Source organism: Streptomyces sp. NPDC088097 (assembly GCF_044741845.1).
In the GTDB taxonomy this organism is placed as follows: Bacteria; Actinomycetota; Actinomycetes; order Streptomycetales; family Streptomycetaceae; genus Streptomyces.
In genome coordinates, this window is the sequence record NZ_JBIUTJ010000026.1 from 20,145 (window position 1) to 27,420 (window position 7,276).

Genomic DNA, 7,276 nt, shown 5'->3' on the forward strand with positions numbered 1-7,276 from the left:
CGGGGCGGCCGCTACGCCGTGTGCACTTCCAGGGCGGTCCGTACCGCGGATTCCAGGGCTCCTTCGATCCACGCGGGCTTGATGGAGGTGTGGCAGCCGGCGAAGTGCAGGTTGCCCTCGGCCTTGCGGACGTGGGAGAAGAGCTCGGTGTGCTGGCCGGGCAGCAGTACGGACGCCTCGCCGTAGGCGTATGGGTCGCGCATCCAGGACTGGGTGCGGCCGACGCCGGTGTAGAACACCTCGATGCGCTGCCCGAACACCTCTTGGACCCCGGCGAGGGCGCGTGGGTAGCGCTCCTCGTCGTCCAGGGAGTCCCACTTCAGGGCGTCGTCCGACCAGCTGTAGGAGGCGAGGATAACGCCTCCGGCGCTGCCTTCGACGGGGTAGGAGGGCTGGAACATAAAGCGGTTGGGGTTGTCGGTGGCCGAGCCGCCCCCGATGACGCCGGCCGCCTCGGGCTGGTCGCGGGTGACCACACGGCTGGCGGCGTAGTGGGCGCGCTGGCCCGCGGAGATGTGGCCCTCAGGTACGGAGGAGTGGGCGCCCAGCAGGGTTCCGTTCGCCGGGCTCTGCCCGGTCTGATACTTCCGGTACAGGCCGGGCTGCACGGCCTCCAGCTCGCGCTTCCAGTCGGCCTCGTCGAACTCCCACCAGCGGCGGCTGAATTCGAGCAACACCTTGGTGGCGGCGTCGTAGTGCAGCTCGGTGACCGCGCGCCGCTTGCCGTAGGAGAGCGCCGGGGCGATGGGGATGTGCCGCAGGCCGGAGAAGGGGACGGTGATGATGGCGGTGTCGGCGGTGAAGGTCTCGCGCCGCACGGGGCTGCCGCCGCGGCCCTCGGAGACGGCCTCGACGGTGACCCTGCCCTCGCCATGGGTGATGCGGGTGGCACGGCGGTCGAGCCGCACGAGGTCCTGCACGCGGGCGTACATCGCGTCGGCCAGGGTGGCGGTGCCGTCGGGCAGTTCGTAGAAGGCGGTGTCGGGGCTGATCAGGGAGGCACCGATGAAACTGTGTACGAAGGCAAGGTGCAGGCGAGAGGTGAGGTTCTCGACGGTTCCGATCAGGTCGATGGTCCGCTCGTCGAGTCTGGCCTCCTCCGTCAGGAAGCGGTACATCGACATGTGGCCGTAGCGCTGGATGACTCGTGCCCAGCCCTCGACGAGTTCCTTGTCCTTCTTGCCGTCGATCTCCTTGCGTACGGGGGCGAAGGCGTCGCGGACGATCTGCGAGGCGGGGACGGACTCGTACGCCTGCGGCACTCCGAAGGAACGATTGAGCGCCTGCGGGGCGCGCGCGTAGTCTGCGCGGCGGACGCGGATGCCGTTGACGTAGATCCACGTCCGGTAGGCGGGGCGGCCGGCCCCGTCCACGTCGACCAGGTGGAAGCGCCGGCGCTTGAGGCCGAGGCTGTCCATCAGTCCGGTGACCAGCGGGTGGCTGTCGGGGATGCGCATCGCGCCGGCCTCGGCGTACTGCTTCGGGTCGGCGAAGGGCTGGGCGGCGTTCTCGTGGCCGCCGGTGCGGAAGGTCTTGATCCGGCCGCCCACCCGGTTGGCGTTGGCCTCGATGACGGTGACCTGGTGGCCGGCTTCGTGCAGGAGGTGTGCGGCGGTGAGGCCGGCCGGCCCGGCGCCGACGATCAGCACCTTCCTGCCGGAACGGCGCGAGCGGGGCAGGCCGTTCTTCAGGAGGATGTCGGCGTAGCGCGGTACGAGCGGCTGGTCCTCGTCGTCCCGTACGAGGATGGCCCGGGCGATCGTCAGACAGGCGCCCCAGTCGGCGACCGCGGTGGCGGAGACGGCCTGCGCGGTCTCGGCGGAGGTGGCGGCGACCGTCAGCCCGCCGGCTCCGGCGATGACGGCCCCGCCGGCAATGCCGGCCGCGCCGGCGATGACGGTACGACGGGAGGGCTGGCGGGAGGGCGCCGGTGCGGGCCCGCCGCGGGTACCAGAAGCTTCAGGGGTTTCGGAGTTGGCATCGGGTTCCATGATCATGACCCAACTCTTGCCGCCCGCCCGGACCCGAACGGCCAGAATGCACCCGCGCGGGAAAGTACCACCCAGACGTGCGTCGCGCGCCGTCCCGTGCTGACGAACTGAGTTTCGTACGGGCGGCCTTCGTTCCGAGCAGCCGAGCGCCGCACTGGCTGCACCGCCGGATGTTCCACCTGGCCACGTGTCCCCGGGGCTCGGGGAGCAGAGCCTCCGGTGCCGCCTGCTTTCAACGGCTCCGGGGTCATCCCCGCGCATGCGGGGAGCAGGACGCACGACCGTCGGAGAGCAGCTTGAGGATCCTCACGGTGGATTTCAACGAGCTACTCACGCAGCGCTGGTCGATCAAGAGGCAGAGAGGTGCACCGAGGGTGCAGGCGGGAGATGCCCCCTCCCCACAGGTCCCCCTAGGCTCGCGACGTCTCCGGGACGCGCAAAGCCGCGGTCGATCGGCCCCAGCCGCAGATGGCCAACAGGGCGGGGTCGCACTCGATCGGAGACCCCGCCTCAACCCAGGCAGAGAGGAGCGGCCAGTCGAGCCTGGCGCCGAACGGGGGACTATCCGGAGTTTCGACTTCCCATCTTAATTCGAACAGACTTACGATTCAAGGGTGACTGACACTGCTCCCTTCCCCGACGACCTGATCCAGCTCCAAGAGCACCTTCACCGCGCCCACGCGGAGCACCGTGCCTACCTGGCCGCCTTGCCCTGGAGTGTGGAACCCATCGCGGGCTGGGCGCGGGGCGAGCGGTACTCCCATCGCGGCGACGTCCCCGACAGCCCCGGCTGGAGCAACGAGCAGAAGGAGACGGTCGACCGGATGTGGGCGGAGATCCGGGAGCTGTCGATCGCCGTAGCCAACCACCCGCACTGGGCGTCCGTCTCCCGTGACGGCCTGGTGGATGCCCGGATGCAGCTGAAGAAGCAGACCCGCCCCATCGCACCCGACGACGTGACCGAGGCGGCGTAGCCCGCCATGCCTGACCCCCTCCTGCCCCTCCCGCCAGCTCTGGACCAGCTCCTGGTCATACGTCGCTGGCTGGAGCTCACCCTCGCCCGCGTCGACGAGAGAATCAGCGCCGTCCAGGCCGCCGAAGACGATCGGAGTCGGCGGCGCCCGCCACCGGAGCCGCCCCGCTGGTGGATCGAGTACGGCATTGGCGTCTCCCGCCGACCCGACCGCGTCCACACCGGCGCCTGCAGGGTGACCAACCGCGGTCGCCCCGCCAGCCGCGAGGCGGTCCTGGAGGTACTGAGGACAGTGCCGTCGGTGATCGCGTGTCCGCTGTGCCGACCCGACAGCGAGCTCGGACTTCTGGACAACTGACCGGCTTCCTCCGGCATGATCGAAAGCCGCCGATCCCATCTCGCGGCAGACACAAAAGGCAGACCGTGGCCCCTCTTGTAGTTACGGGGTCCCGTCCGAGACACGAGAAGCGGGGCCCGGAAGGCGAAGCCAGGACGCACACCGGTTTCGCCGTTTTGCAGGCGGACGGGACCCCTCGAACAGGCGTCGAAGGGCAGGGATGTGCCGGGCACCCCTCTCACCTGCCGCGCGGGTCGACCATGATCATGCTTGCTTGCCGGGATCCCCGTCGACGGGGGTCTGGCGCTCCTACAGCTCCGCGTACGGGGGAATCACGCGTACGAGTGCGATGAGTCGAAGTCTCGGCAGAGGCAAGGCGTAGAACCAACCGTTGGACAGCAGGGGAATGCGGCGCAGTCCTCCGCTAACGCCACGACGGGCGCCCTCGCCGATGTCACTGACGTCGACGCCGACCTCGGCCAGGGAGACGAGTTCGCCGGCCAGGCGTTCCACCTCGGCGATCACATGAGGAGGCAGCCCCTTGACGACGTACTCGGAATCACGGTCGTACTCCCAGCGCCAGCGGCTCAAGACTCCCCACTGTGGGGCAGTCCGGCCTCCGCCGCGGCTTTGTCGAGGATCCGCCCGATCTCCGCGGCGACCATCCGACCCTCCTCGATGCTGTCGACGGAGGCGGCCCGGGCTTCGAGCCGGCGCAGCCGGTCGGCCATGTCCGGGTGTCGCTCGATCGCCACGTGAAGGGCCCACTGCCGCAGGAAGCGCCGCATCGGAGCGGAGCTGACCTCCTGCCGCGCACGGGTCACAGCCTCGGCACGCTCGGCATCGAACGTGGCCACGGCCTCGGGCGCGATCCGCGTCAATGCCGTCCGCAGCTCCTCGACCGTGGCCGGCGGCTGCGGTACGGCACCGCCCCTGGGGTGCTCGGCAGCAGTGCTCATGCCGCGCCTTCCTGCGTTTCAGGGCGCCTGCGCCGGTGCGTGGCGGCCAGGGTGGAGACGTGCTGGCGGGACCAGCCGACTCGCGCGGCAACAGCGGCGGGGCCGCCGCGTTCGTAGGTTGCGGCGATCCGTCCGGCGGCCTCGCCGAGCGCAGCCCGAGCCCGCTCCAAGGCCGCGGCGCACTCCTCGACGTCCCGGGCCAGCTGATCCAGCTCACGGGTTTCGCGCGGCTCCAGAGTCACCTGGGACAGGCGCGGGAAGGTCGTCATGGGGCGATCCTCCTCGGGAGACAACGCAAACGCAAGCGCGCTTGACGATCAGGCAGCACGGTCACCCTCTACGGTCTAGTCCTGGCTTGGGCGGGGCATACCCGCCCAAGCCCTGAGCAGTCAGTCGGACTGATACCGGGCGTGACTGAGGGGTTCATCCCCGCGCGTGCGGGGAGCAGCGGAGTGTTGGGGCCGGTCCGGACTGGGCGTCGGGGTCATCCCCGCGTGCGCGGGGAGCAGCCGGCTCTTCTTCACGGTACTCACGACCATCGGGGTTCATCCCCGCGTGCGCGGGGAGCAGCAAACGAGCTGAGACGGAGACGAACGATGGGGGGCATCCCCGCGTGCGCTGGGAGCAGGTGAGCCTGCGCGGGTGGTGGCCCGGCACTCAGGGGTCAATCCAGGCGTGCGCGGGGAGCAGGCTTGCCGACCTGCGACTTTACGGCACGACAGGGCCCGTTTCAGGCACTTTCGTCGACTCCGGCAAATCAGCCGTACCCCCCACGCAGCGGATTTGAGCAGGTCGATCTCGGCAGTTGACCGTTGACCTTGTCCGGCATGGCTCACCGGCCCGGTGAGTCGTCAGGAACATCACCCAGGGTGATCAGGGCCGCGCCTTGCGCCGGTAGGCGCCCGGCGGCGTCCCGAAGTGACGCTTGAAAGCCTTGGCGAACGCGAGCTCCGAGGTGTACCCGGTGTTCGCCGCGACGGTACTCAGCGAGAGGTCTCCGTCCCTCAGGAGCCGCCCGGCCGTCGTCATGCGCCACGTCGTCAGGTAGCTCAACGGCGGGTCGCCGACGACGGCGGTGAACCGCCGCGCGAACGCCGCCCGCGACAGGCCCGCTCTGCCGCCAAGGGATTCGACGGTCCACGGATGCCCGGGAGCCTCGTGGATCGCATGCAGCGCCGGCGCGATCACCGGATCGGTGAGAGCCGCGGCCCAGCCCCCGGCGTGCTCGCGCGACTGCTCCTCGTACCAGCACCGCAATATATAGACGAGAAGCAAGTCCATGAGTGACCTGACGACAGCGTCGGATCCGGGACGCGGGGCGTTCATCTCGACGCAGAGCTGATCGACCGTCGCCTGCAACGCCGGATGACGCCCCGGACGGGCGGGAAGATGGATGACCTCCGGAAGTTCGCGCAGCAGCGGATGCCGGTGGTCCACATCAAGTTTGTACGCGCCGCACAGCAGGCGGGTCCGCGCACCGACGCCGTCGGCGACGAAGTAGCCGATCGGCGAACCCGCGTCGACCGGCACCGGATCGAAGTCCACGACCGGGCTCGACAGCGAGTCGGCCAGGACGTGGCCGCTGCTCCGACGCAGGAAGACCACGTCGCCCGCGCCGAGCTCGATCGGGTCCCCGGCCGGCGGCACAAGCAGGCACCGCCCCTCCCCGACCACATGGAACGCGGCCCCTACGACGGCCTGGACGCGGAAGCCCCACGGCCCGCGCACCTCGGTGCAGACGGCGCTCGGACGTCCCGTTCTCAACGCGGCCAGGGTGTCACTGAGGATGTCCACAACGCGATGATAGTGCCGGGCAATCGAGACGATCGGACAGTAGATCGAGATTCTTAGCCATTCATCGTCTCATCGCGCTGACATAGCTTCACGTCATGACACTGAACACGAAGAAGATCGTCGTCATCGGCGGCACCTCGGGCATGGGCTACGCAGTCGCCGAGCAGGCCGCGAAGGACGGAGCCCGCGTCGTCGTCGCGTCGCGCAATCAGGGACGCGTTGACGCAGCCACGAACAAGTTGCCCGGCAACACCGAGGGCCGCCACATCGATGTGACGGACGAGTCCTCGATCGCCGCGTTCTTCTCCGAACTCGGCGAGTTCGACCACCTCGTCTACACGGCCGGAGACGCCTTGCTCCTGAAGAGGATCGAGGACATCACCTCAGCGGAAGCACGCGCCGCCTTCGAAGTCCGCTACTGGGGAGCGTTCCTGGCCGTGAAGTACGCGGCGGCGACCATCCGTCCGGGCGGCTCGATCGTCCTCACGTCCGGAGTGGTCGCGACCCGACCCCTGCCCGCCTCGCCGATCCCCGCCAGCACGACGGGAGCGATCGAATCCCTGACCCGAGCGCTCGCCCTCGACCTGACCCCGCGAAAGATCCGCGTCAACGCCGTACGCCCCGGCGTCGTGCGGACCGAACTGTGGGACGACCTCCTCCCGGAGCCGGAAGCGTTCTTCCAAAGCCAGGGCAGCGAACTCCCCGCCGGCCAGGTCGCGCAGCCCGAGGACGCCGCCGCGGCCTATCTCTTCCTGCTGGACAACCCCTTCGCGACCGGCTCCGTACTGACGCTCGACGGCGGCGGATCCATCGTCTAGGCAGTGTCTTCAAAGGGGCTTGAGCCAGAGAATCAGGGACGCGATGGTGACGGCTGCTTGGTAGGACTCGCGGGTCTTGTCATAGCGGGTGGCGATCGCGCGGTACTGCTTCAGGCGGTTGAAGCAGCGTTCGACGACGTTGCGCTTCTTGTAGCGCTCCTTGTCGAAGGCGCACGGTCTGCCTCCGTCGCGGCCTCTGCGGGATCGGTTGGCCCGCTGGTCGCGGCGTTCGGGAATGGTGTGGCCAATCCCGCGTTTGCGCAGGCAAGCACGTATCTTGCGGGAGCTGTAGCCCTTGTCGCCCAGGACGTGGTCCGGTCGGGTTCTAGGCCGTCCGGACCCGGCCCGGCGGACCTTGATGGTGCCCATGACGTCCTTGAAGCGGGTGCAGTCGGCGGCGTTGC

The 7,276-nt window shown here is 69.2% G+C and carries 9 protein-coding genes; 3 read left to right on the forward strand and 6 right to left on the reverse strand.

Annotated elements, in window-relative coordinates:
* Positions 1–11: 11 nt before the first annotated feature.
* Positions 12–1,991 (reverse strand): FAD-dependent oxidoreductase, encoded by a 1,980-nt coding sequence (locus ACIOD1_RS34600; protein ID WP_401907125.1) that lies wholly within the window; start codon positions 1,989–1,991, stop codon positions 12–14.
* A gap of 614 nt (positions 1,992–2,605) precedes the next feature.
* On the opposite strand from ACIOD1_RS34600, the gene ACIOD1_RS34605 reads away from it, so the two are divergent.
* Positions 2,606–2,965, forward strand: coding sequence for a hypothetical protein (locus tag ACIOD1_RS34605; protein ID WP_365625814.1), 360 nt, complete (start codon positions 2,606–2,608; stop codon positions 2,963–2,965).
* A 6-nt stretch (positions 2,966–2,971) separates the two neighbouring features.
* Complete coding sequence (locus ACIOD1_RS34610) at positions 2,972–3,322, forward strand: DUF6233 domain-containing protein (RefSeq protein WP_401907113.1); 351 nt, start codon at positions 2,972–2,974, stop codon at positions 3,320–3,322.
* Between the two features lie 288 nt (positions 3,323–3,610).
* On the opposite strand, the gene ACIOD1_RS34615 is transcribed toward ACIOD1_RS34610, so the two are convergent.
* The 4 genes from ACIOD1_RS34615 to ACIOD1_RS34630 form a co-directional block, all read right to left on the reverse strand.
* Positions 3,611–3,892 carry a hypothetical protein gene (locus ACIOD1_RS34615; protein ID WP_365625809.1) on the reverse strand — a complete coding sequence of 94 codons (282 nt, stop codon included), beginning with the start codon at positions 3,890–3,892 and terminating at the stop codon, positions 3,611–3,613.
* A complete protein-coding gene (locus ACIOD1_RS34620) occupies positions 3,889–4,260 on the reverse strand; it encodes a hypothetical protein (protein ID WP_401907115.1) in 372 nt (123 codons plus the stop codon). The genes ACIOD1_RS34615 and ACIOD1_RS34620 overlap by 4 nt, the downstream gene beginning before the upstream one ends.
* Positions 4,257–4,529 carry a hypothetical protein gene (locus ACIOD1_RS34625; RefSeq protein ID WP_401907117.1) on the reverse strand — a complete coding sequence of 91 codons (273 nt, stop codon included), beginning with the start codon at positions 4,527–4,529 and terminating at the stop codon, positions 4,257–4,259. The genes ACIOD1_RS34620 and ACIOD1_RS34625 overlap by 4 nt, the downstream gene beginning before the upstream one ends.
* Positions 4,530–5,133: 604 nt before the next feature.
* A complete protein-coding gene (locus ACIOD1_RS34630) occupies positions 5,134–6,054 on the reverse strand; it encodes an AraC family transcriptional regulator (protein WP_401907119.1) in 921 nt (306 codons plus the stop codon).
* Between the two features lie 95 nt (positions 6,055–6,149).
* On the opposite strand from ACIOD1_RS34630, the gene ACIOD1_RS34635 reads away from it, so the two are divergent.
* Positions 6,150–6,872, forward strand: a complete 723-nt coding sequence (locus tag ACIOD1_RS34635) for an SDR family oxidoreductase (RefSeq protein ID WP_401907121.1) — start codon at positions 6,150–6,152, stop codon at positions 6,870–6,872.
* 9 nt (positions 6,873–6,881) lie between these two features.
* On the opposite strand, the gene ACIOD1_RS34640 is transcribed toward ACIOD1_RS34635, so the two are convergent.
* Positions 6,882–7,276, reverse strand: a 395-nt coding sequence (locus ACIOD1_RS34640) for a transposase (RefSeq protein ID WP_401907123.1), incomplete at its 5' end; no start/stop codon positions are given.